The sequence below is a fragment of the Lysobacter sp. CFH 32150 genome, assembly GCF_022758295.1.
Classification (GTDB): Bacteria; Pseudomonadota; Gammaproteobacteria; order Xanthomonadales; family Xanthomonadaceae; genus CFH-32150.
Map to the genome: position 1 here is coordinate 45859 of NZ_JALDWJ010000004.1, position 22167 is coordinate 68025.

19 protein-coding genes and 1 tRNA gene are annotated in these 22167 nt (G+C 65.4%); 5 read left to right on the forward strand and 15 right to left on the reverse strand.

The window, feature by feature from the left end; translation table 11 throughout:
* Positions 1–15 precede the first annotated feature (15 nt).
* The 3 genes from MO486_RS08310 to ubiA form a co-directional block, all read right to left on the reverse strand.
* On the reverse strand, positions 16–534 hold the full coding sequence (locus MO486_RS08310) for a Rid family hydrolase (RefSeq protein ID WP_242906128.1): 519 nt from the start codon (positions 532–534) through the stop codon (positions 16–18).
* Positions 535–666: 132 nt separating this feature from the next.
* A complete protein-coding gene (locus MO486_RS08315; RefSeq protein ID WP_242906139.1) occupies positions 667–870 on the reverse strand; it encodes a hypothetical protein in 204 nt (67 codons plus the stop codon).
* Positions 871–931: 61 nt separating this feature from the next.
* On the reverse strand, positions 932–1846 hold the full coding sequence (gene ubiA, locus MO486_RS08320) for a 4-hydroxybenzoate octaprenyltransferase (RefSeq protein ID WP_242906147.1): 915 nt from the start codon (positions 1844–1846) through the stop codon (positions 932–934).
* Between the two features lie 142 nt (positions 1847–1988).
* Between ubiA and MO486_RS08325 the strand changes: the two genes are divergently transcribed.
* The 3 genes from MO486_RS08325 (at position 1989) to MO486_RS08335 (ending at position 5032) form a co-directional block, all read left to right on the forward strand.
* Positions 1989–3233 (forward strand): HD-GYP domain-containing protein, encoded by a 1245-nt coding sequence (locus tag MO486_RS08325; RefSeq protein ID WP_242906150.1) that lies wholly within the window; start codon positions 1989–1991, stop codon positions 3231–3233.
* 269 nt (positions 3234–3502) lie between these two features.
* A complete protein-coding gene (locus tag MO486_RS08330; protein ID WP_242906152.1) occupies positions 3503–4822 on the forward strand; it encodes a bifunctional diguanylate cyclase/phosphodiesterase in 1320 nt (439 codons plus the stop codon).
* Positions 4823–4955: 133 nt separating this feature from the next.
* Positions 4956–5032 (forward strand) — tRNA-Arg (locus MO486_RS08335).
* 87 nt (positions 5033–5119) lie between these two features.
* On the opposite strand, the gene MO486_RS08340 is transcribed toward MO486_RS08335, so the two are convergent.
* The 9 genes from MO486_RS08340 to MO486_RS08380 form a co-directional block, all read right to left on the reverse strand.
* Positions 5120–5572: a cupin domain-containing protein gene (locus MO486_RS08340; protein WP_242906154.1), complete on the reverse strand. Its 453-nt coding sequence runs from the start codon at positions 5570–5572 to the stop codon at positions 5120–5122.
* Positions 5573–5595: 23 nt separating this feature from the next.
* The gene (gene kduD, locus MO486_RS08345; protein ID WP_242906158.1) at positions 5596–6354 is read right to left on the reverse strand and encodes a 2-dehydro-3-deoxy-D-gluconate 5-dehydrogenase KduD; all 759 of its coding nucleotides are present in this window, start codon (positions 6352–6354) and stop codon (positions 5596–5598) included.
* Between the two features lie 25 nt (positions 6355–6379).
* Complete coding sequence (gene kduI / locus MO486_RS08350; RefSeq protein ID WP_242906159.1) at positions 6380–7228, reverse strand: 5-dehydro-4-deoxy-D-glucuronate isomerase; 849 nt, start codon at positions 7226–7228, stop codon at positions 6380–6382.
* A 95-nt stretch (positions 7229–7323) separates the two neighbouring features.
* Positions 7324–8397, reverse strand: coding sequence for a LacI family DNA-binding transcriptional regulator (locus tag MO486_RS08355; RefSeq protein ID WP_242906161.1), 1074 nt, complete (start codon positions 8395–8397; stop codon positions 7324–7326).
* A gap of 47 nt (positions 8398–8444) precedes the next feature.
* A complete protein-coding gene (locus MO486_RS08360) occupies positions 8445–10019 on the reverse strand; it encodes a family 43 glycosylhydrolase (protein WP_242906164.1) in 1575 nt (524 codons plus the stop codon).
* A 16-nt stretch (positions 10020–10035) separates the two neighbouring features.
* Positions 10036–11316: a TRAP transporter large permease gene (locus tag MO486_RS08365; protein ID WP_242906166.1), complete on the reverse strand. Its 1281-nt coding sequence runs from the start codon at positions 11314–11316 to the stop codon at positions 10036–10038.
* 2 nt (positions 11317–11318) lie between these two features.
* A complete protein-coding gene (locus MO486_RS08370; RefSeq protein ID WP_242906169.1) occupies positions 11319–11837 on the reverse strand; it encodes a TRAP transporter small permease in 519 nt (172 codons plus the stop codon).
* Between the two features lie 37 nt (positions 11838–11874).
* Positions 11875–12867 carry a TRAP transporter substrate-binding protein gene (locus MO486_RS08375; RefSeq protein WP_242906171.1) on the reverse strand — a complete coding sequence of 331 codons (993 nt, stop codon included), beginning with the start codon at positions 12865–12867 and terminating at the stop codon, positions 11875–11877.
* Positions 12864–13697: a 2-keto-4-pentenoate hydratase gene (locus tag MO486_RS08380; RefSeq protein WP_242906173.1), complete on the reverse strand. Its 834-nt coding sequence runs from the start codon at positions 13695–13697 to the stop codon at positions 12864–12866. The genes MO486_RS08375 and MO486_RS08380 overlap by 4 nt, the downstream gene beginning before the upstream one ends.
* Positions 13698–13807: 110 nt before the next feature.
* Between MO486_RS08380 and MO486_RS08385 the strand changes: the two genes are divergently transcribed.
* Positions 13808–15187: a hypothetical protein gene (locus MO486_RS08385; RefSeq protein WP_242906175.1), complete on the forward strand. Its 1380-nt coding sequence runs from the start codon at positions 13808–13810 to the stop codon at positions 15185–15187.
* Between the two features lie 17 nt (positions 15188–15204).
* Complete coding sequence (locus tag MO486_RS08390) at positions 15205–16794, forward strand: carboxylesterase/lipase family protein (protein ID WP_242906176.1); 1590 nt, start codon at positions 15205–15207, stop codon at positions 16792–16794.
* Between the two features lie 15 nt (positions 16795–16809).
* On the opposite strand, the gene MO486_RS08395 is transcribed toward MO486_RS08390, so the two are convergent.
* From MO486_RS08395 to MO486_RS08405, 3 genes are all read right to left on the reverse strand, one after another.
* Positions 16810–17601, reverse strand: coding sequence for a rhamnogalacturonan acetylesterase (locus MO486_RS08395; RefSeq protein ID WP_242906177.1), 792 nt, complete (start codon positions 17599–17601; stop codon positions 16810–16812).
* A gap of 4 nt (positions 17602–17605) precedes the next feature.
* Entirely contained in the window at positions 17606–18955 is a 1350-nt protein-coding gene (locus tag MO486_RS08400) for a hypothetical protein (protein ID WP_242906179.1), read from the reverse strand.
* 223 nt (positions 18956–19178) lie between these two features.
* Positions 19179–22010, reverse strand: coding sequence for a TonB-dependent receptor (locus MO486_RS08405; protein WP_242906180.1), 2832 nt, complete (start codon positions 22008–22010; stop codon positions 19179–19181).
* Positions 22011–22167: the final 157 nt, after the last annotated feature.

Consider the following 22167-nt stretch of genomic DNA (forward strand, 5'->3'; position numbering starts at 1 on the left):
CCAAGCCCGTTGCGGTCAATGCACCGCGGCGGGCGTGGGCTTCGGGATATCGGCTTTCGGTGCCTTGCCCGAACCGATCATCGCCACGACGCGCATCTCTACGGGTGCGCGTTCCGCCAGCAGCGCAGTGGTACCGACCGCGGTCCACGCGGGGTAGTGATCGGGGAAATATTCGTGGTGGATCTTCGAGAACTGCTCGAACTCCGCGCGAAACGCCGCAGTGTCCTTAGGCCCGGCATGAAAGGTGGTCAGCTCGACCACATCGGCCAACGTGGCGTCGGCACTTTGCAGGTGCGCCTTCAGCTGCTCGAACATCCAGCGGATCTTGGCCTCGTAAGTGTCGCCGCGCATGGCGGGGATGCCGGACACGATCACCATGTCGCCGACTTTCACCACCGGCGTGTAGTGGTACGCGTGATACGAATCTTCCCAGCCGGCGGGCGCGAGATGTTCGCGCGTCGGGGGTTCCGCCGCACTCGCGAGCAACGGCAGGGCCAGTGCAAACGCGACGCTGATCGGGCGGAAGGCGGACATGGCGCAGCACCTCGCAGGCGGGATGCCCGGCAGCCTGCGCCGACGATCGTGGGCGCGCCCGTGCGGAAGGTCATCCCGGAAACGCAACGGCCCACCCCTGGATGGGGCGGGCCGTTGTGGAAATCACGGGCCTCAGGCTGCTGGCTGCGACGCTTCCTGCTTGCGGCCGATCAACCACAGCGCGGCGCCGACCACGATCAGGCCAACGCGGATCGCGATGCCCGTGGTTGCGCCCCAGTTGTCGATCCAGCCCAACAGCTTGAATTCCATGCCGAGCAGGTTCAGGACAAACGAGCCGACGCCGAAGATGAACAGCAAACCGCCGAATGACTTCATGGATGCTCCCCTGGAGTTGTGTTGGCCCGGCTCCCCAGCCGGGTCGGGCGAGTAGGCCAGTTCAGGGCTTGGCGCGCAAGGCGTAGTCCAATGCGATCCCGGCGAACACCGTCGCCCCGACCCAGTGGTTGTGCAGGAACGCACGGAAACAGGCATCGCGCTCGCGATAACGGGCGATGACGAATTCATAGGCGACCAGGACCGCGGCCAACCCCAGTGCGCTCCAGTAGTAGACGCCGAGCCCGGCGCGTTGCCCGACCAGGGCCAGCGCCGCGAAGAACAGGGCGTACAGGACGCCCTGGGCGACCAGGTCCATCTCGCCGAACAGGATCGCGGTCGACTTGGCACCGGCACGCAGGTCGTCGTCGCGATCGACCATCGCGTACCAGGTGTCGTACGCGGTCGCCCACAGGATGTTGGCCGCATACAGCACCCACGCGATCGGCGGGACTTCGCCCCGGAGCGCCGCGAATGCCATCGGAATGCCCCAGCCGAACGCGAGGCCGAGATAGACCTGCGGCAGATAGGTGTAACGCTTGAGGTAGGGATAGCTGGCGGCAAGCAGCACGCCGACGAGGCTCATGTAGATGGTGAGGCGGTTGAGCGTCAGCACCAGCGCGAACGCCACCAGCATCAGTGCCGCGAACAGCAGCAGCGCCTCGCGTCCGGAAACTGCCCCCGTCGCCAACGGCCGGGCCTTGGTGCGCTCTACCTGCGGATCCAACCAGCGATCGGCGTAATCGTTGATCACGCAGCCGGCCGAACGGGTCAGCCAAACCCCGGCGCTGAACACCAGGAGCGGCCACCACGGCGGCCTGCCCTCCGCCGCCAGCCACAGCCCCCACCAGGTGGGCCAGAGCAGCAGTAGCCAGCCGATCGGGCGATCGCCGCGGATCAGCAGCCAGTACTGCGTGAGGCGCTCGCGCCAGCGCGGGACGGGCGGTGAGATCGGGGCGTAATCGCGTTCGTAGGTCATCGGATGAAGGCCACTGCGAATCTCAGGATCTGCCGGGCGGGCATTGTCTCCCATGCCATCATCGCTACTGCCTGCCATGCACTATGCCCACTGCGGCAACCAGTCTAGGCTAGGCCCGCGTCTCGCAGGGGGACGGTTCTGCATGGACATCGACACCAGGGAAGTCAGGATCAGTGTCCAAGGCGTCGGCCTTGGCATGTTCGTCAGCCGGCTCGACCGGCCTTGGCTGGACACGCGCTTCCCGATCCAGGGAATGATGATCACCTCCGACGAGGAAGTTTTCAGGCTGCTGCGCAGTTGCAGCCATGTCTGGGTGGACGTCACCGCCGGCCGCGCGCCCGATCTGCGCTACCTCGCGCTCGATGAGCCGGAGGTGGTGCGCGTGGCGCGCGCACAGGAAGATTTCCAGGCGCTTCGCAGGACCCGTTGGAATGTCGAGACGGACCTCGAAACCGAACTGCGCTTGGCCCACACCGCAAACGCCTCGCTTGCCGCCTGTGTCGAGGAGGTCATGGACGACCTGCGACTAGGGCTCCGGCTGGACCTCGGCAAGCTCAAGGACGGCGTCGATGCGATGATCGACTCGATCCTGCGCAACCCGACGGCGTTCGCATGGCTGAAGGAGTTGAAGCGCCGCGACAATTACACGTACCAGCATGCGATGGGTTGCGGGATCTGGTCGGCCAGTTTCGGGCGGCACCTGGGCCTGGAGAGATACGAGATTCGCAACCTGGCATTGGGTGGCCTGCTCTGCGACATCGGCATGACCCGGCTGCCGCTGGACCTGCTGGCCAAGCAAGGGCCGCTGGCAGCGGACGAAGCGGAACTGGTGCGCCGCCATGTCCAGCATGGTCTGGCGCTCGTCGAGAACAACCCGGACCTGCCGCCGGAGATCATCGAGATCGTCGCGACCCACCACGAGCGCCATGACGGCAGTGGTTACCCCTCGGGCCTGAAGGGCAACGACATCCCGATCTTCGGGCGGATCATGGGGTTGGTGGATAGCTACGACGCGATGACCTGCATCCGCCCCTATGCGCGCAGCCGCTCGCCGCACGAGGCAGTGGCGGAGCTGTACCAGCAGCGCGGTTCATTGTTCCAGCCTGAACTGGTGGAACAGTTCATCCAGGCGTGCGGCATCTATCCGACCGGCTCGCTGGTGGAACTGTCCTCCGGTCAGGTCGGTGTGGTGACGGAAGTACACAGCCTGAAGCGGCTGCGGCCGCGGGTGATGTTGCTACTGGATGAGAACAAAGCGCCCTTGGCGCGCTTCAAGGAGATCGACCTGGGCGAAGAAACCGAGCAGGGCGGCCAACCGCTGACCGTCAAGTGCGGACTCGCGCCGGGCGCCTTCGGCATCGATCCGTCCGAGCTGTTCCTGGACTAGGGCCTGTTAACGCCTATGGAATGGGTCGCGTTGCTTCTCAATGGTCGTCAGGTGGTGCTGCGTCGCGCTGCGCCTTGCTGCCTGCAAGGTCAAGCGGTGCGGCGCCGCATGGCGGCCATTGAGAAGCAACCCGAAGGGCCGGGCCTGACGCCGTGCGATGCCGCGTCATCGCTCGGTTGCGTATCGACATACGCGTCCTCGCTCTTCCCTGCCTCGCACGCCCTCAGGCCCGGCGCGACCCACTCCATAGGCGTTAACAGGCCCCGGCGATGACTACGGCCGAAGACGCCCTGACCGGCCTGCACAACCGCCGGAGCTTCATGTCGCTGCTGCGCCGGCACATCGGATTGGCGAACGACCACCAGACCAACCTTGGCCTTGCGGTGATCGACATCGACGGCTTTGCACGGATCAACGCGACCCATGGTTTCGACTTCGGCGACCGTGTGCTGGTTCATCTGGCGAATCAAGTGAGGGAAGTGGCGCGTAAGCAGGACTACGTCGCCCGCATCGGCGACAACCGATTCGCGCTGGTGCTCACACGAGTGATGAACAAGGGACATGTCGAGCTGGCGGTGCAGAAATTGTTCCGTCTACTCGACCTGCCGTTCGAGGCCGGCGCGACCCGGCTCAAGCTGCCGGTCACCGTCGGCGCGGCGCTGTGCCCGATGCACGCCTCGCAGGCGGACTACCTGCTGCGCCAGGCCGAGATGAGCATTGAAGCCGCGCGAGCGATCGGGCAGCACAGCATGTTCGCGCCGGACAACGAGCAAGATACCGGCCTGTCCGAGTTCTGGGATCTGGAAATCGAGCTGGCTGGCGCGGTGGAACGTGGCGAGATCACCCTGCACTACCAGCCCAAGTTGCGCGCGTCGGACCGGCAGCCGGTCGGCGCCGAGGCGCTGATGCGCTGGCACCACCGCACGCGTGGTCTGGTCTCACCCAACCTGTTCATCCCGATCGCCGAGCAGACCGGGCAGATTCGGGCCATGACCATGTGGGCGATGAACACCGCATTGCGCCACGCCAGCGAATGGCGTGGCGGACCGTTGTCGGTGGCGGTGAACGTGCCGGCCAATCTGGTCGCACGCCACGACCTGCCCGACCTGGTCGAGAACGCGCTGCATCTGTGGGGACGCGACAGCATCCAGCTGACGTTGGAGATTACCGAACGCTCGCTGGTGGCCGACCCCAAGCACAGCTTCGCCATCCTTTCCCGGATCCGCGATCTCGGCGTCAAGATCTCGATCGACGACTTCGGCACAGGCTATTCGTGCCTCGCCTACTTCAAGGACATCCCCGCCGACGAACTGAAGATCGACCGCTCATTCGTCTGTGGCCTGCTCGACGACCCTGCGTGCGCCGACATCACTGCGCTGATCATCGACCTCGCGCACCGCTTTGGACTGTCAGTAGTCGCCGAGGGCGTCGAGGACGAGGCGACCTTCCTGGCTCTCCTGCAGCGTGGTTGTGACGTGGTGCAGGGCTACCATTTCGGTGAGGCGATGCCCCCGGATGCGTTCGCGCGCTGGCTGGCGCAATCCTCGGGCGGGCCTAAGCACGCCGCGGACGACTTCGCTACCGGCTAACTTGCGTCCTTGGCAGGACCGGCGCGTGCTGGCTCGCTACTCGCACGCGAGACCGAACAGACCCAGCCCCCCACCGCGATCGAGCCGCGCCAGTACGCGGCGGGCGCCCATCCGTTAAGCTATGCGGCCGAGTGCGCCTGTAGCTCAGCCGGATAGAGTAGTGGCTTCCGAAGCCATTGGTCGGGGGTTCGAATCCCTCCAGGCGCGCCAATTCCCTTGTGACGATCCGGTGCCATTGCACGGACCGTCCTGCCTGCGGACTGTTTCCGCTTCCACGTACTCGCGACCAGCCCGCTCTCAGCGCCGCACGGCCTGCTTGCGATAGACGATGAAGATCACCAGGTCTTCCGCACCCAGTTGTTTCAACGCGTGGCTGTCGCCGTTGCGGGTCAGGACGGCGTCTCCCGGTCCGACTTCACGCGTCTTGCCCTGCAGCGTGAGCTCGCCTTTGCCCGACAGCACGTAGTAGATCTCGTCCTTGTCGTTGACGTGGGCGCCGATGGTCGCGCCGGGATGCAGCGCGCGCTTGCGGAAGATGAGCTCGAAGTCCTTGGCCTGCTCGAAGAAAGGATAGGCCGTCGTCGTGCCGAGGCCTTCGTGCGGGCCAGGCTGTTCGGTGGCGATCCCGCGCTCGTTCTGCACGTACGAATCGCTGCGTGTCGCGCTCGGTGCGGATTGGGCAGAGACGTCACCTGCGACAAGCAGCGATGCCGTGGCGGCGATCGCGAGGAAGATCTGTCGTGGATCCATGGACACCTCCGCTTGCGGATTGATCAGCGCGCCAGCCAGCCGCCATCGACCGGCAATACCGCGCCGTGGACGTAGTCGGAAGCTGCGCTGCACAGGAACACCGCAGCGCCGCCCAGGTCGGAGGGTCCGCCCCAACGCCCCGCTGGAATGCGTTCCAGGATCGCCTTGTTGCGTGTCGCGTCGTTGCGCAGTGCTTCGGTGTTGTTGGTGGCGAAGTAACCCGGCGCGATCGCGTTGACGTTGATGCCCTTGCCCGCCCATTCGTTGGCGAGCAAGCGGGTGATGCCGAGCAGGCCCGACTTGCTCGCCGTGTATGAAGCGACGCGGATGCCGCCCTGGAACGAGAGCATCGAAGCAATGTTGACGATCTTGCCGCCGCGCTGCGCGGCGACCCACGTGCGCGCCACTGCTTGCGAGAGGAAGAAGGCGCTCTTGAGGTTGACGTCGATCACCGCATCCCAATCGTCTTCGGTGAAATCAAGTGCGTCGTTGCGGCGGATGGTGCCGGCGTTGTTGACGAGGATGTCGATGCGACCAAAGTGGGCGGTCGCCGATTCGACGATCCCCAGAATCGATGAGGTGTCGTCCAGCGTGGCTTCGATCCACGCGCAGCGGCGGCCGAGCGCCAGCACCTGCGCTTCGGTATCGCTCGGCACGCTGCGCCCGACCGCGGCGATGTCGGCGCCGGCCTGGGCCAGCGCAACGGCGATGCCCTGGCCGAGGCCGGTGTTGGCGCCGGTAACCAGCGCCACCTTGCCGGTAAGGTCGAACGGAGAGGCCATGCGCTTCGCTCCTATCGAGCCGCTGTCATTGCAGCTGGCAGATGTCCAGCTGGTTCATGTCGGTGTAGTCCAGGTTCTCGCCGCCCATCGCCCAGATGAAACCGTAGCTGCTGGTGCCCGAACCCATGTGGATCGACCACGGCGGCGACAACACGGCTTCGTCATTGGCGATCACCAGGTGACGCATGTCGGTGGGCTCGCCCATGAAATGCATCACGCGCTGGTTGTCGTCCAGGCCGAAGTAGAAATAGACCTCGGAACGCCGATCGTGTAGGTGCGGCGGCATCGTGTTCCAGACGCTGCCGGGCTTGAGCATGGTCACGCCGAGCAGCAGCTGGCAGGACTTGCACGTGGCCGGCACGATGTACTGGTAGATCGTGCGCTCGTTGGAGGTTGCCAATGCGCCGCGTTCCAGCGGCACCGCCAGGTCGATCGAGATGTGCTTGGTCTCGTAGCGCGCGTGGGCAGGCGTCGAGAACAGGTAGTACTTCGCCGGCACCGCGGCGTCGGCCGACTCGAAGCGCACGTCGGCGCTGCCCATCGCCACGTACAGGCCATCGCGCGGTTTCAGCGTGTAGGTCGTGCCATCGACGACGACGCGGCCCTCGCCTTCGCCGACGTTGACCACGCCGAGTTCGCGCCGCTCCAGGAACGGTTTGCCCGCCGCGGAAGCGGGCTCGGTCTGCGCCGGCAGCGGCAGGGCGGTCTTCACCGGCGCAGCGCCGCCGACCACGATGCGTTCGTAGTGGGTGTAGTTGAGGCGGACCTCGTCGGCGGCGAACAGGTCGCGGACCAGGTAGCGGTCGCGCAGCTGTTCGTTGCTGGCCGCAGCCAGCGATTCGGGATGGGTGGCGTGGTAGGTCTTGCGGTACATGCACGGGCTCCGATCGCACGACGGACTGACTGCATTCTAGCTGTCTTGGTAACCGGTGTCATTCAATGCCACGAAGTCTCCCCCGGCGACAGGTTTCACTGCTGCGGCGGATGGCAGGAGTCGCGGATGACCAGGTGCGGATGCACGCTGTTGGCGGCGAGCGCGCTGGCCGAAGCGGCGTCCGGCTGCAGCAGCATCGAGGCGGCGATGCGGCCCATGTCGCGGATCGGCAGGCGCACCGAGCTCAGCGCCGGCCACAGCCGCGAAGCCAGCGGGCTGTCGTCGAAGCCGATCACCGACAGCTGCTGCGGGATCGCGATGCCGGCGCGCAGCGCGACCTTGTAGACACCAGCCGCCATCTCGTCGTTGCCGCAGAAGATCGCCGTCGGGCGGCGATTGCCGGCGAGCAGGTTCTCGGCGGCGGCGACGCCGGATTCGAAGGTATAGCCGGCCTCGACGATGCGCGCCTGCGGCAGCGTGACGCCGCCCTTGGCCAGCGCGTCGACGAATCCGGAGGTGCGTTCGTGCGTGGAACGGTAGCTGCTCGGACCGGTGACCAGCGCAATGTCGTGGTGACCCAGCGACAACAAATAGTCGGCTGCTTCGGCCGCGCCCTCGCGGTCATGGGTGACGACCATATGCGAGGCGTCGTCCAGTGCCACCGAGGCGATGCGCGAATAGCGACAGCCGATCTCGGTCAGCATGTCGACCAGTGCCTGGTCTTCGGAGACGCGCGGAATCAGCATCACGCCATGGAGTTTCTGCTGCTGCACGAAGCGACGGACGCCGTCGATGTAGCCGGGGCTGCGGCTGTCGCAAGGATGCACCACCAGCTCCAACCCCGAATCCCGGATCGCGTCCAACGCGCCGTATTGCAGGTTGACGATGTATTGCGCGGTCGGGTTGTCGTAGACCATGCCGATCAGCAACGAGCGCCGAAACGCCAGCGCACGCGCCATCGGATCCGGCACGTAGCCGACTTCGCGCATCAGCGCTTCGACCTTCTCGCGCGTGTCCTGCCGCACCAGCGGCGAACGATTGATGATCCGCGAGACGGTCTTCTTGGACACGCCCGCCAGCCGTGCGATGTCGTTGATCGTCGCCGCCTTGGTCGGCGTGCTGACCGGAGCCGGGTTGGCGGGACGTCCGTGTGTTGTGCGCGCTGGCATGTGGCGGTGTGTTCCTTACGCTTGGCCGATTCTAGCCCGGCATGGCCTCAATCCAGCGCGCGATAGCGGAAATCCCGGAAATGCACGCGTCCGCTGCCGGCGGCGTAGATCGCGGGCTTCAGCGCCAGGAACTTGCCGGCCACGTTGTGGTGGTAGCCCGACACTTCCATCTGCACCCCGTACTTCTGCCAGGTCTTGCCGTCGCGACTGTGGTGGAGGGTGACGATGTGACGGTCGTTGGTCAGACGCAACCAGAGCTTGCCGCCCTTGCCGGAGGGCAGCTGCGCCGGCCGTTCTTCGCCATAGCGATGCAGCACGAAGACGTCGCCATTGCTGCCCAGGCCGGCGTACAGGCGATCGCTGTAGAACAGCAGCACGCCGCCGACTGCGCCGGGCTCGACGTCGAGCATGACCTCGAATTGATACGACTGGTCGCCGGCAATCGCCACCAGCGGCGAAGCATCGCGCGGTGCGGTGCCCTTGCCTTGCAGCGTCATCGCGCCGTCGCCGAACGAGAGCCGCTTGGCCTCGTCCTGCGCAGGATTGAAGAAAGCCCATTGCGGCCCGAGTCGACCACTGCGGAAATCGTCCGACAACGCCCGTCCGTGCCGGCCGACCGAGTCGCCGCTTGGCTTTTTCAGCGGTTTGCCCAGGGTGCCGCCCTTGGCGACGAACCAGTCATCGCTGGTCCATTCGATCGGATCCAGCAGCGCCTGGCGGCCGAGCGTCCAGTAACCGTGTTCGTAGCCGTGGTAGATCATCCACCAGCGCCCATCGCCACCTTCCACCAGTGTGGCGTGGCCGCGCGACCACCACGGCTCGTCGGCGCTGACCGTGCGCGTGATCGGGTTGTGCGGCGAGTCCTGCCACGGGCCGTGGATCGAACGCGAGCGCGCGCTGATCACCATGTGCCCGGTCGGCGGACCGGCGGTGCCACCAACCGCGGTGGTCATGTAGAACCAGCCGCCATGGCGCGTGATCTTCGGGCCTTCCTGCGAATAGCTTTCGACATCCCAGTGTTCCGGATACTTCCAGCCGTCGTAGACGTGCTTCACCTCGCCCGTCGTGCGCAACCCGTCGTCGGACAACTGCACGTAATCGCCGCCGCTAAGGAACAGGTAACGCTTGCCGTCTTCGCCGACGGCGTGGCCGGGATCGATGTGACGCGGCAGGCCGATATCGACCGGCTCGCTCCACGGGCCGCGGATGTCGTCGGCCCACACCACGAAGTTGCTGCGGCGCTCGCCGGTGCGTGCAGGGAAATAGATGTAGTAGCGGCCTGCGTGCTTGACCAGGTCCGGCGCCCAGATCGAACCGACGTTGCGCGCGATGGCATGGCCGATCGGCTCCCAGTTGACCAGGTCGCGCGAATGCCACAGCGGCAAACCGGGATACGCATCGAACGACGACAACGTCAGGTAGTAGTCGTCGCCATCCTTGAGCACGGACGGATCGGGACGATCGCCGGCGAAGATTGGATTGAGGAAGGTGCCATTGCCAAGATCCGCCTGCCGCTGGTTCTCGATGCCACGTTTCCATGGCGATGCCGCAAGCGCGAGCTGCGCAAATACGGGCAACGCCAGCAGCAGGCAGGCGGTCAATGCAGGGATGAAGGACTTCATCGATGTCATCGGCGGATCACTTCAGCAAGGCGGGCAGCCACAGCGACAGCTGCGGCACGAAAGCGACCACCAGCAGCACGGCCAGCGCGGCCAGCCAGAACGGCCAGATCGTGCGCAGGCATTCGCCGATGCTGATCTTGCCGATCGCGGTACCGACGAACAGCACCGAGCCCAGCGGCGGACTGATCAGGCTCAATCCGCCCTTGAGGATCAGGATCACGCCGAAGTGGACCGGATCGATGCCGATCGCTTTCGCCAGCGGCAGGAAGATCGGCGTGCAGATGATGATCATCGGCGCCAGGTCCATGAAGGTGCCGAGCACCAGCAGGATCAGGATCATCAGCAGCAACATGAGGTTCTTGTCGGTGGTGATGCCAGTCAGCAATTCCACCGCCGCCGCAGGCACTTGCAGGAAGGCCAGCAACCAGCCGAATGCCGCGGCCGACGCGATCACCAGCAGGATCATGCCGGTGGTGCGCCCGGCGTGACTGCAGGTCGCGACGAAATCCCGCCACGACAGGCTGCGATACACCAGCCCGGTGATCAGCAACGCGTAGGCCACCGCGATCGCCGCGCTTTCCACTGCGGTGAAGATGCCGGCACGAATACCGACGAAGATGATCGCCACCAGCAACAGACCAGGCAGCGCCGAAACGAAGCGACGGGCGACAATGGGGAAACCTGGAAACATTTCCACGACATAGCCGCGACGGCGTGCGATCAGCCAGGTGGTGAACATCAGCACCACGGTCATCAGCAGCGCCGGGATGATGCCGGCGGCGAACAGGTCGGCGATCGAAATGCTGCCACCGGCCGAAGCGGAGTACAGGATCAAGTTGTGCGAAGGCGGTACCAGCAGCGCGACGAGCGCCGCGGTCATGGTGACGTTGACGGCGAAGTCGCGATCGAAGCCGCGCTTGACCATCTGCGGGATCATCGCGCCGCCCACTGCCGACACATCGGCGATCGCCGAGCCGGACACGCCGCCGAAGAACAGCGACGACAACACGCTCACCTGGCCGAGGCCGCCGCGCACGTGGCCGACCAGCGATGACGCGAGGCCGATCAGCCGTTCGGAAATGCCGCCGCGCAGCATGATCTCGCCGGCGAAGATGAAGAGCGGAATCGCGAGCAACGAGGCCGACGCCGCGCCGGTTGCCGTCAACTGTGCGACTGCGATCGCAGGCAACCCGAGATACAGCAACGTCGCCAGCGAGGCGGCGAACAACGAGAACGCCACCGGCACGCCCAGCACCAGCAGGCCGAGGAACACGCAGAACAGGAGCGCGGTCGCCATCGTCAGTGTCCTTGCACGGGCGCCTTGCCCGCGAACAGGTGGTGCAGTGCGAACAAGGCGATCAGGACACCGCCTGCGCTCAAGGGCAGGTAGAACGTGCCTTCCGGGATGCGCGCGCCGGCCATCGGCACCTGCCAGCTGTCGATCGCGAGCCGCGCTCCCCACCACGCCAGCAGCACACCGGTCGCGGCGACGATCGCGTGGCTCAACGCCTGCATCGCGCGACCGATGCGTGGCGGCGCGGCCTGGCGTGCGATGAAGAAACCGAAGTGCGAGTCCGCGCGCACGCCGACCGCCGCGCCGAACATCATCGCGGTGTTGAGCAGCAGCAACGCCACCGGTTCGGTCCAGTCCGGCGATGCGTTGAGCACGTAACGCGCGAACACCTGCCAGGCCTGCACGGCGGCCATCGCCAGCAGCGCGCCACCGGCGGTCCACGCAGCCAGCTGCGCGATGCGATCCAGCCAGTCGGCCGGCGCATGGATGGCGTCGATGGGTTGTTGCAGTTGTTCGTCGTTCACCAACCCCTCCAGGCGATGTTCATCGTCGGCGCCGCACTCAGATCGCGGCGCGCACGTCTTCGTAGAGTTTTGCCAGCACCGGATCGCGCAGGTAATCGCGCGCAACGGCCTCGGTGGCGCGACGCATCGCGTCGCGATCGACTTCATTGGCTTTCACCGACGAGGCCAGTACCGTGCCGCGCGCCGCGCCTTCGGCCTTGTCCCACAGGCCGCGCATATACGGCACGGATGCCGCCGCAGCTTCGCGCACCAGCTCGCGATCGCCCGGCGCCAGCGCCTGCAATGCCAGTCGCGACATCAGCAACACGTCCGGCGTATACGCATGCCGCGATTCCGACCAGTAGTGCGCCACTTCGAAATGGCGGCTGGACTGGAAACTCTTGATGTTGTTTTCGGCGCCGTCGATCAGGTGCGTCTGCAGCCCTGAGAAAATCTCGCCGAACGGCAAGGGCGTCGCGTTGGCACCGAGGGCGTGGACCAGGCGCACGAAGATTTCCGAAACCGGGACCCGCATCTTCAACCCGCGCAGGTCGGCAGGTTCGTGGATCGGACGCTGCGTGTTGTACAGGTTGCGCGAACCCGAATCGTAGAACGCCAGGCCCACCAGGTCGCGGCGTTCGAAGCCGGCCAACAGTGCCTTGCCCAAACGCCCGTCGAGCGCACGGCGCAGGTGCGGCGTCGAATCGATCAGGTACGGCAGCGACAGGATGCGCGTGGCCGGCACTGAATCGTTCATCGCCGCCAGGAAAACCCGGGCCATCGCCAGCGCATTGAATCGCGTCAGGTCGACCGTCACCGATTCGCGGCCGAGTTGTCCGGAGTGATAGACCAGCGTGTCGAGACGGCCGTCGGTGCGTTCGCGCAGATAGCGTCCGATCCAGCGCACGGCTTCCACGGTCGGATATCCGTCGACGTGCACGTCGGCGGTGCGCAGCAGCATCGGAGCCGTGACGGAGAACGCGCGCAGCGGAACGGCTGCGCTGGCGAGCGTGCCCAGGCCCATCGCGATGAAACGGCGACGCGCTATCACGTTCCATTCCTCGGTTGCGCCGGCACCGCGACGCAATGGATCGTGCCGATGCCTGCGAACTCGACGCGGGCACGTTGCCCGGCATGGATGTCGTGGATGCCGGTGGCGGCACCGGTGGAGACCAGCTGCCCGGCCTTCAACGGCCTGCCGCGTCGCGCACAGCGCGCCAGCGCGAACCGCAACGCCGCCAGCGTGCCGCCACTGATGGAACTCGCGCGACCGGTACCGACCGAACGATCATCGATGAAGGTTTCGCACAACAGCGCATCCTCGGTCTGCCTGCGCCAATCCGGAATCGCCGGGCCGAGCACCAGGCCGGCATTGTTGCCGAAGTCGGACACGACCACGGCCGGCCCCCACGCGTTGATCATCGCCATCGGGCTGCCCGCCAGTTCCACGCCGACCATCAAGGCGTCGACCAGCGCGGCCGCCTCGGCGTCGCTCCATTCGTACTTGTTCGGCGGTGCGTCGGCGCCCAGGCGAAAGACGAACTCGGCCTCGACCGCGGCGAACCCGCCATCGATGACTTCGAAGCGCGCGGCCTCCGCATCGGTGGCCTGCTGAATCGCATCGACGAAGATCGGCCCGACCAGGCGCTCCTCACCCATCCGCGCCAGCCATTCGTCCGGGATGCGGCCGACTTTCCAGCCTGCGACCTGCGAGGGCCACAGGCCAATCGCCGCTTCCTGGCTGGCATAACCCGCGGCCAGGGTCTGCGGCCGGGTCCCGGGATAGGCCGTCAAGGACTCTGCCTGAAGCCGGGCGCGCACCAGGCGCCGGGCGATCTCCCAGCTCTCGCCGTCATCCCCTCCCAAGGCGATCCGATCCATCCCAGCCTGTCTCCGTATCCCGATTCGGTGTTTTCCAGTTGTATAGGAAACCGGTGTCATTGACAATCTGCGGTGCACCGTAACGATGGCGGCAGACCTTGGGAGGCGCGATGGGCATGCTGGGACAGTGGGGATCGCGGCAAGCGTGGGCGGCCGCCAGCCGCAGTGGCCTGATCGGCCTGGCGCTCTGCCTGCCAATGCTGCCGGCGACAGCCGTCGACCCGGCGCCATCAACGGCCGAAGGTGCACTCGCGTTCCCTGGCGCACAGGGCTGGGCGGCACGCACGCCGGGCGGGCGCGGCGGCAAGCTGCTGCGCGTGACCACGCTGGCGGCCGAAGGCCCGGGCTCGCTGCTGGAAGCGTTGTCCACCGCAGGACCGCGCACGATCGTGTTCGAGGTCGGCGGGGTGATCGACCTGCAACGCAAGACAGTGAGGATCACCGAGCCCTACCTCACCATCGCCGGCCAGACCGCACCGCAACCCGGTATCACGCTGATCCGCGGCGGCATCGACATCGCCACCCACGATGTCGTCATCCGCCATCTGCGCGTGCGCCCCGGCAGCACCGGCCTGGGCCGGATGGCCGGCGTGGATTTCGATGCGATTTCCACCGTCGCCGCGCACGACGTGATCGTCGATCACTGCTCGTTGACCTGGGCCACCGACGAAAACCTGTCCGCGTCCGGCCCACGCTTCGCCGGCGGTGCGCGCGACAGCGAAGGGTATGCCGACGCCACGTCGCGCCGCATCACCTTCAGCAACAACCTCATTGCCGAAGGCCTGGCCGACTCGACGCATGGCAAAGGCGAACATTCCAAGGGTTCGCTCATCCACGACCACGTGCGCGACATCCTGATCGTCGGCAACCTGTACGCGCACAACTACGAGCGCAATCCAATGTTCAAGGGCGGCGTGCACGGACAGGTGATCAACAACCTGATCTACAACCCTGGCCAGCGCGCGGTGCACTACAACCTGATCGCCGAAGAATGGCTCGGCCACGAGTACGAAACCGGGCGGATGGTGGTGCGCGGCAACGTGATGCGCGCCGGGCCGTCCACCGAGGAACTGGCGTTCTTCATGACCGGCGGCTCCGGCGATATCGATCTGTATGCAGACGACAACCTGGCAGTGGACCGCATCGGCCGGCCGGTGCCGCAGCAGGGTCGTTACACCACTACACCGGTCAAGGTGAATGCACTGAAGAAAGCGCCGGAATTGCCTTTCGGCGTCAAGGTGCTGCCTTCGCAACAGGTGCAGGACGCCGTGGTCGCCAGTGCCGGCGCGCGACCCTGGGATCGCGACGATGTCGATCGCCGGATCCTCGCCGACGTGATCGAGGGACGCGGCAAGATCATCGACAGCGAGGAAGAAGTCGGCGGCTATCCGAAGCCGAAGGAAACGCGGCAAGCCTTCGTGCCGGAAGACTGGAACCTCGACACGATGGAACCGCTGAAGCCGTTGCAGCGACGCGAACCCCTGCGCTGATCCGGGGTGGATGCGGCATGGACACAGCGGGCCGTCGCAGCTTCCTGAAATCTTTCGCACTGCTCGGCACCAGTGCGTTGTTGCCGGTTCCTGTGCGCGCATCCGCCTGCCGCGAATCGCTGGCCACGACTCGCAGCGGCCGCGTCCGGGGTTACTGCGACGACAACGTCCACGTGTTCAAGGGCATTCCTTACGGCGCCGATACCGCTTCGCGCCGCTTCATGCCGGCACTGCAGGAAACGCCGTGGAGCGGCGTCCGCGATGCAACCCGGCACGGTGCCGCCGCGCCGCAGGTCAAGGCCGACGAGGCGACGAGCGAGGATTGCCTGTTCCTCAACGTCCATACGCCGGGCCTGCGCGATGGCGGCAAGCGGCCGGTGCTGTTCTACATCCACGGCGGCGGCTACAACAACGGTTCCGGCAGCAGCCCGTTGTATGACGGCGGCAACCTGTGCCGACGCGGCGACGTGGTGGTGGTCACCGTCAACCATCGGCTCAATGCTTTCGGCTATCTCTACCTCGCACAGTTCGGCGAACCAGACTTCGCGTGCTCGGGCAACGTCGGCCAGCTCGATCTCGTGCAGGCGCTGCAATGGGTGCGCCAGCACGCGCATGAATTCGGCGGCGATGCCGGCAACGTCACCGTCTTCGGACAATCCGGCGGCGGCGCCAAGATCGCGACATTGATGGCGATGCCGGCGGCGCGCGGCCTGTTCCATCGCGCGATGACGATGAGCGGCCAGCAAGTCACTGCGGCGGGTCCGCGTGCAGCTACCCAGCGCGCGCAACTTTTCATGGAGGCGTTGAAGCTTGCGCCCAAGGATGTGGTCCGACTCCGCACGTTGCCCGTGGAGCGCTTGCTGGAAGCAACCGCGGTGCGCGACTACTCGCGCATCGAGGACACCTCGTTGTACTTCGGCCCGGTGATGGACGCGCAGTCGCTGCACCGGCATCCGTTCTGGCCCGACGCGCCGCCGCAGTCGGCGCACATCCTGATGGTGATCGGCAACACCCGGGACGAGACCCGCGCCTTCCTTGGCAACGATCCGGCCAACTTCGCATTGACTTGGGAGCAGTTGTCAGATCGGTTGCGTACCCAGCAATACATCGACATCGATCCGGCCGTCGTCGTTGCCGAATACCGGCGTTTGTATCCCGATTACACGCCCTCCGATGTCTTCTTCGCCGCAACCACGGCGGGACGCTCGTGGCGCGGTGCGATCGAGGAAGCCGAAGCGCGTGCGCGGCAAGGTGCCCCGACCTGGGTCTATCAGTTGGACTGGGGCTCGCCACTCGATGGCGGCAAGTTCGGCGCCATGCACACGCTCGATATTCCGCTGGTGTTCGACAACATCCGCGCGCCGGGTTCGCGCACCGGCGATGGCGCCGACGCGCAGAAACTCGCCGACCTGATGAGCGATGCGTTGATCGCACTGGCCCGGCACGGGAAGCCGACGCACCGTGGCTTGCCGGCGTGGAAGCCGTATTCGCTGGAGCAGCGCGAGACGATGCTGTTCGATGTCGAACCGCGCCTCGCGAACGATCCGCGTGGCGGCGAGCGCCGGCTCTACCAGCGCGCGCCGTTCATCCAGCGCGGTACGTTCTGACGCACATGACCCGCTTCATTTCGGCGGCATGCCACCCGCTTCCGGTTGCAACGCCGCGCTGAGCGGCAGATCGAGCTGGCGCAAACCGTCCGCTACGGCCTCGGCCATCCGCTGCGCGCCGATCGGTGAGAAGTGGGTGTTGTCCTCGAGCCCGGCGGGATAGTTTGGATGTTCGCCTGGCGCCAGCCACAGGAACATCGGTTTCGATCCGTCATCGCCAGCCGTGCGCAGGATGGTTTCGCTCCGCGCCAGCAGGTCGATCAGCGCGACGTTCTGCTCTCTCGCGATCGCACGCACGATCTGTGGATACTCGCCGTGGCTGGGCAGCAATTGTCCGTCATCGAACTTGCGTCGTGCCACCGGCGTCAACAGGATTGGCGTGGCCTTGCGCGCATGGACATCGGCGACGAAGCGTTCGAGGTTGCGGCGATAGTCCGCGGGCGGCGTGTAGCGATCTTTCTTCTGCACCGACCCATCGTTGTGTCCGAACTGGATGAACACGTAGTCGCCAGGGCGGATGTAATCGATCAACGCCTGCCAGCGCCCTTCTTCGATGAACGTCCGCGTGCTGCGACCGTTGCGCGCGCGGTTGTCGACGACCACCTTGCCCGGCAGGAACTGCACGCCGAGGTACTCGCCCCAGCCTGTTTCAGGACGTTTGCTCGCGAGCTTCTCGGCGATCGTCGAATCGCCGGCGAGGAACAGCGTGACGGGTTGTTCCGCAACGTCTGCCGGCGGCGACACCGGTGATTCGGCGCGCGCCGCCAGCGACAGGAACAGGCAGGCGATCGTGATCAGTTTGTGCATGGAATCACTTGAAAGGTCCAGCCCCTTGGATCACCGATGTCGGCACGGCGCCGGTCGGCTCGATCGGCCCGTGCAACGACGGCGTCCATTCGACACTGTCGATCAGGCTGCCGCCGCTGGTCTCATTGAACGCGGCCACCACGTCGACCGCACTGGCGGCGGAGACGCCATTGAGCAGGGTGCCGGTCGCGAAGATCCGCTGGCCGTTGATGCGATCGATCAAGAAGTCCGGTGTGACCGCATCGCTGACCCGGAAGTGATTGTTCTCGGCGTAGATCTGCGACTCGATGCCCACGCCCCAGCTGTAGCCGTAATGCGGAGCTGCTTCGTCGCTGATCTTGTAGTGGTTGTTGTAGACATGCACCTGGCCGTAGCGCACGCGCGGCACGCGCTGGCCGAGGTCGGCGAACAGGTTGTGGTGCATCGTGATGCGCAGCTTGCCGCGATCGGCAATCGCACTGTCGGAGGAACCAAACAGTATCGCCTTGTCGTGGTGGTTCAGGTGGTTCCAGGACAGCGTCACCAGATCGGATTCGTTGGTCACGTCGATCAGGCCGTCGTGCATCTGGTACAGCTTGCCAAAGTAGACCGGCAAGTTGGCATCAGCGGTGACGACATCTTCGAACCGGTTGTGGTCGATCCAGACGTGGGTGGAATTGCGCACCGAGATCGCGTCGTACTGCGCATTCCAGTTACCCGCTGCGCCGTCGGTCGGCGACCACTGCGGAAAACAATCGTAGGTATCCTCGAAACTCAGGTTGCGGATGATCACGTTCATCGGCTGGCTGCCGCTCGTGCTGCCCGGGCGCACGTCGAACCAGGCGCCGCGCAATCCGGCACCACGACCGACGCCGACAATCGTGGTGTTGGCCGGAATGCGGATGCGCACGCGCGCCTGCTGCGCGGCGACCGAAGCGACGCGTGCGCGCTCGAGCGGACCGCTGGGATTGGCCCGACCCCAAATGGCCGGGTCGTAGGCGGCGAGAAACGCCTCCAGCGAATAGACAATCCCGGTCTGCGGATCAGGGCGTGCGTAATCGACGCAGGACAGCGCTGCGCCGTCGGCACCGACGTTGGCATCGATCACGCCCTCGATGCGGATGATCTTCGGCGTCGCATCCGGAAAGGCGAGCGCGGCCACCAGCGCGTTACGGTCGTGCACGGTGTGGACGCGACTGGGATCGGCGGACGCGCCGCCGGTGGTCCCCTGCGGCAGCGCCGCGGTCGGCAAGGAGGCCCAGCCATCGCCGGCAGGCAAAGTGTCACGGTCCAGATCGGGAAGCGTCCCCGCGTGTGCGGTCGCCATCAACGTGGCCAGTACGAAGGCGACCAGCAAGGGCTTCGGATTGCTCATCGGTATCGCTCCTGAAGTGATCGCGCTGGGCTGATGCCGCGTACGAACGACGAGCGCGATGGGTGTCGAGGCGGCAACGGCATGCGCTTGCAAGCGACCGCGTGACGGGTGAAGTGAAGGGGGTGCTCACTCCGGTCCGGCACGCGGCCATGAAACGGTGCGTTATCGGTGTTGCGACCAGCTTTAGGACGGCCTTCGACCGTCCCCTTGTGGCTGGCCGCAATCAGAACTTGAAACGCGCTCCGACCAGGTACTGCCGCCCGCTGTGCGTGTAGCTCTCGACGCGCTGCGCGACCGAATCGTTCCAGGTGCTCGCCCATTCGTTGGTCAGGTTCAGGCCTTCCAGCGTGAGCTCCCAATGGTCATTGAGCTTCCACGACAACGACGCGTCGATGTTGGTGGTGCCATGCGTTCCCTGTACGTCGTTGCCGACGTCGGCGGCCGGCACCGCGGTCAGGTAGTCGTCGCGCTTGGCGGCACTGACGCGGCCCGAGAAGCGATTGCCGTCGTAGTACAAGGTTGCGCCGTAGGCGTTGCGCGACAGTCCGGTCAGGTCGGTCTTCAGCGACAAGCTGCCGGTGTTGTTCATGTACTGGATCTTCGAGTCGACGTAGGTGTAGTTGAACTGCACGCCGAGGTTGCTCCAGTTGCCCGGCAGGAAACTGAAGGGTTGCTGGTAGTTCAACTCCACGCCTTTCAGCGGCCCGCCTGGCGTGTTGAGCGGGATGGTGAAGGTGAATTCGTCCTCCGGTCCTGCGCCGGTGCCAGCGAGCAGGCTCACGGGCAATCCGCTGGTGCTGTATGGACGCGTTTCACGCGCGTTCTGCACGAAGCTTTCGATGTCCTTGTAGAAGAATCCCAATCCGAGCAATGCGCCTTCCTGGAAGTACCACTCGAAACTGAGGTCGCCCGTGGTCGCGCGGAACGGATCGAGGTTCGGATTGCCGCCGGTGACGGTACGTGCGCCGCCAGCGACGTTCACCGTCACGCCCGGCGTGAGGAAGCCCAGGCCCGGGCGCGCCATTACCTTGGCGCCGGCGAGGCGGATCAGGAAGTCCGGCGTGATCTCGGCGACGAGGTTGAACGATGGCAGGGTGTCGGTGTATTCGCGCTCCACCGTGGTCCGCACCGGCGTACCGCTGACGGTGGCGAAGCCGGTGGAGGTCTGCTTGGTCTTGACGTAGCGCACACCGAAGTTGCCCGACAGCGGGATGCTGCCGAGATCCATGTCGAATTCGCCCTGGATGTAGACGCCGTTGTCCTTCTCCTCGACGCTGCGTGTGTTCACCGGCCGGTCGGAGACGGCGAAGATGCCCGTGTTGCCATTGACGTTGAATTCGTTCACGAACTTCTGGTAGTCCGGAACGACCCAGGTCGAATTGCCGGGTGCATTGATGCCATAGAGGCTGGCCAGGACCACCCAGCTCGCTGGCACGGTAGTGGTTCCGTCGGAGAACGTCGGCACGACCAGTTCAGACGGGCGCCGCCATTCGTTCGAATCAAACACATACTTCTTCGACAGCACGCCGCCTTTCAGGCGGAAGCCCGGGCTGATGCCCCAGTCGAAATCCAGTTGCGCGTTGTCGAAGGTATTCACCACGCGCGATGGCCGCACGCGCACCTCGGCCAGCGTCCAGCCAGTTGGATCGGTGGGGCTGACGCCGTAGCTGATCACCGGCAAGCGGCTGTTGCCGCGGTAATCCCAGCTGTAACCATCGACATTGAGCTTGTCCATGATGATCGTGGTTTCGATTGGCTTGTCGAAGTCGGACTTGGAGCGTCCGACCAGGCCACTCATCGAGAAGTCATCGCTGAACTTATGGTCGAACGAAAGGCCGACCTGGGTGAACGTGGTGGTCGCCTTGTCGAAGCGCGATTCCGAGCGCACATCGACGTTGTCGAACAAGCCGTAGACGAGATTGTTGTTGCCGTCGATCTCGCCGTCGATCACCACCGTCTGCGGCTTGCCGCCTTGCGAGGCACCGCGGCTGAAGGAAATCGCCTCGATGTAGTCCTCGGTGCGGTTGGCCTTGAACTTCGCGTACAGCGCGTCGAGGCTGACCTCGGTGCGGTCACTCGGCGCGAACTGCAGCGAGGTCGTGATGCCGAGTCGCTTCTGGTCGTGCTCCTGCAGGATGTAGCGCGGGAAGCGCGGATGCATGGTGCTCGCCAGTCTTGCGGCCGCGAACGGCGAACTCGGGTCGAAGTTGCCGTTGCTGGTGCCCTGCGCCCAACGTCCGCTGCCCGCACCCTCTTCGACCGTCGTGCGATCCGTGTAGGCCACGGAGAACAGCGCGCCGAAGCGTTGGTCAGCCCAGGTATTGCTGATCAGCATGGAACCGCGCGGCTTGGCGTCGTCGGATAGATCGCTGTAGCCCATCTGGCCCGAAGCGCTGAAGGTGAAACCCTCATAGTCGAACGGGCGTGCGGTACGCAGGTCGACCGTCGCGCCGAGCGACCCTTCCTCGACCTCCGGCGATGCGGTCTTGCGCACGAGCATCTGGCTGAACAGTTCGGAGGCGAAGGTGTTGAAATCGAAGCTGCGGCCGCGATTGACGCCGCCGGAGCCATCGGTCGCACCGATCGTGGCCAGTGCCTCCATGCCGTTGATGCGCACGCGGGTGAAGTCCGCGTTCAAGCCGCGCACCGAGATCTGGCGGCCTTCGCCCGCGTCGCGCATGACGGTCACGCCGGGCACGCGCTGCAGCGATTCGGCCAAGTTCAGGTCGGGGAATTTGCCGACGTCATCAGCGACGATGGCGTCGACCACGCCTTTTTCGGTGCGCTTGATGTCTAGCGCCTTCTCCAGGCTGATGCGGTAACTCCCCGTTACCACCACGCTGTCCAGTTCCGTGCCCCGGTCCTGCGCTGGCGTCGCGGTTTGCGCGGGCACCGCTTGCGCGGCCGCGGGGTCGTTCCCTTGCGCCGGGGCATCGGTCGTGGCTTCGGTCGCCTGTTGCGCCAACACCGCGCCTGGTTGCATCTGCAGCGCCAGCCCGATCGCGAGCGCAAGTAAGGTAACCGGTGTCTTTTTTGCTTGGAAAGCCGTTTGCATGATCCCCTCCCAGGGAAGTCGATGCCGCCTTTGCAGCGGTTCTTGACTGGCTAATGGCGCTTGGTATGGTGTCTGGGCAAGCAAAAATGACACCGCTGGTCAAAACCCTAGCAAAAGGTTTCCGTCTAGGCATGCTGCGGTGCGGAAAAACCACCAA

Bases quoted from the DNA above. Each gene is read 5' to 3' on its own strand.
- MO486_RS08310 (WP_242906128.1), bottom strand. From the start codon at position 534: ATGTCCGCCTTCCGCCCGATCAGCGTCGCGTTTGCACTGGCCCTGCCG.
- MO486_RS08315 (WP_242906139.1), bottom strand. From the start codon at position 870: ATGAAGTCATTCGGCGGTTTGCTGTTCATCTTCGGCGTCGGCTCGTTT.
- ubiA (WP_242906147.1), bottom strand. From the start codon at position 1,846: ATGACCTACGAACGCGATTACGCCCCGATCTCACCGCCCGTCCCGCGC.
- MO486_RS08325 (WP_242906150.1), top strand. From the start codon at position 1,989: ATGGACATCGACACCAGGGAAGTCAGGATCAGTGTCCAAGGCGTCGGC.
- MO486_RS08330 (WP_242906152.1), top strand. From the start codon at position 3,503: ATGACTACGGCCGAAGACGCCCTGACCGGCCTGCACAACCGCCGGAGC.
- MO486_RS08340 (WP_242906154.1), bottom strand. From the start codon at position 5,572: ATGGATCCACGACAGATCTTCCTCGCGATCGCCGCCACGGCATCGCTG.
- kduD (WP_242906158.1), bottom strand. From the start codon at position 6,354: ATGGCCTCTCCGTTCGACCTTACCGGCAAGGTGGCGCTGGTTACCGGC.
- kduI (WP_242906159.1), bottom strand. From the start codon at position 7,228: ATGTACCGCAAGACCTACCACGCCACCCATCCCGAATCGCTGGCTGCG.
- MO486_RS08355 (WP_242906161.1), bottom strand. From the start codon at position 8,397: ATGCCAGCGCGCACAACACACGGACGTCCCGCCAACCCGGCTCCGGTC.
- MO486_RS08360 (WP_242906164.1), bottom strand. From the start codon at position 10,019: ATGAAGTCCTTCATCCCTGCATTGACCGCCTGCCTGCTGCTGGCGTTG.
- MO486_RS08365 (WP_242906166.1), bottom strand. From the start codon at position 11,316: ATGGCGACCGCGCTCCTGTTCTGCGTGTTCCTCGGCCTGCTGGTGCTG.
- MO486_RS08380 (WP_242906173.1), bottom strand. From the start codon at position 13,697: ATGGATCGGATCGCCTTGGGAGGGGATGACGGCGAGAGCTGGGAGATC.
- MO486_RS08385 (WP_242906175.1), top strand. From the start codon at position 13,808: ATGGGCATGCTGGGACAGTGGGGATCGCGGCAAGCGTGGGCGGCCGCC.
- MO486_RS08390 (WP_242906176.1), top strand. From the start codon at position 15,205: ATGGACACAGCGGGCCGTCGCAGCTTCCTGAAATCTTTCGCACTGCTC.
- MO486_RS08395 (WP_242906177.1), bottom strand. From the start codon at position 17,601: ATGCACAAACTGATCACGATCGCCTGCCTGTTCCTGTCGCTGGCGGCG.
- MO486_RS08400 (WP_242906179.1), bottom strand. From the start codon at position 18,955: ATGAGCAATCCGAAGCCCTTGCTGGTCGCCTTCGTACTGGCCACGTTG.
- MO486_RS08405 (WP_242906180.1), bottom strand. From the start codon at position 22,010: ATGCAAACGGCTTTCCAAGCAAAAAAGACACCGGTTACCTTACTTGCG.